Genomic DNA, 848 nt, shown 5'->3' on the forward strand with positions numbered 1-848 from the left:
GTGCGTACCGGGCTGAGAGGCGGTGTAAGTGAACTGTAGTTGCCATGTTTTACGGCAATGAGAGCAGAGATAGCGCTGATGTCCGGCAGTGCTTTTGCCGTTACGCACCACGCCTTCAGTAGCGGAGCAGGAAGGACATCTGATGGAAATGGAAGCCTCGCAAGCACCTTAAAATCACCATCATACACTAAATCAGTAAGTTGGCAGCATTACCAAAACCTGATTGTTAATCGCCTCGCCATCCCACATTGCTGGAGCGAACAGGAGCGACGTTTTCGTGGATTTTTTATTACCCTCGCCCAACCAGTTGAGGTGAATAACGAAGTCATTAACCATGTCTTGATCGCCTGCGCCGCCGCCGATGCGCGTCATGAGCTAAAAATATTTAGCTATCTGGCAAGCATATTGTGTCAGCATCCGGCAGAGGTTATTGCCGGGTTAACAGGATATGAGGCATTTATGGAGTTACTTCACAAGGGGTGAACTGTGTCGGATGCGCCGCATCCGACACTGCATTTATCATCAAGAACGTTTAACGCAGGCTATTATAGTCATCAACCATTTCGTTGTACTCGCGTAATGCTCTCGGGAAAGAGTCTTCGACCATCCAGCTTGAGTTTGCGTCCTGAAGTTGCTCTTTATCCCAGTCAGAGTAGGTAATGCTGCCAACTTACTGATTTAGTGTATGATGGTGATTTTAAGGTGCTTGCGAGGCTTCCATTTCCATCAGATGTCCTTCCTGCTCCGCTACTGAAGGCGTGGTGCGTAACGGCAAAAGCACTGCCGGACATCAGCGCTATCTCTGCTCTCATTGCCGTAAAACATGGCAACTACAGTTCACTTACACC

General features: G+C 48.7%; 2 protein-coding genes and 2 pseudogenes. 2 read left to right on the forward strand and 2 right to left on the reverse strand.

Features of this window, described 5'->3' with window-relative positions:
* Positions 1 to 150, reverse strand: a 150-nt coding sequence (locus BFF42_RS18835) for an IS1 family transposase (protein ID WP_146753298.1), incomplete at its 3' end; no start/stop codon positions are given.
* Positions 151 to 213: 63 nt separating this feature from the next.
* On the opposite strand from BFF42_RS18835, the pseudogene BFF42_RS18840 reads away from it, so the two are divergent.
* Positions 214 to 483: pseudogene (locus BFF42_RS18840) on the forward strand (PTS sugar transporter subunit IIA); the annotation flags it as partial.
* A gap of 49 nt (positions 484 to 532) precedes the next feature.
* Here the strand turns inward: BFF42_RS18840 and BFF42_RS18845 are convergent.
* A pseudogene (locus tag BFF42_RS18845) lies at positions 533 to 661 on the reverse strand (DUF3829 domain-containing protein); the annotation flags it as partial.
* A gap of 58 nt (positions 662 to 719) precedes the next feature.
* On the opposite strand from BFF42_RS18845, the gene BFF42_RS18850 reads away from it, so the two are divergent.
* On the forward strand, positions 720 to 848 hold a 129-nt coding region (locus tag BFF42_RS18850; RefSeq protein WP_146699264.1), incomplete at its 3' end, for an IS1 family transposase.

This window comes from Shigella sp. FC1661 (assembly GCF_001712525.1).
Taxonomy (GTDB): Bacteria; Pseudomonadota; Gammaproteobacteria; order Enterobacterales; family Enterobacteriaceae; genus Escherichia; species Escherichia coli.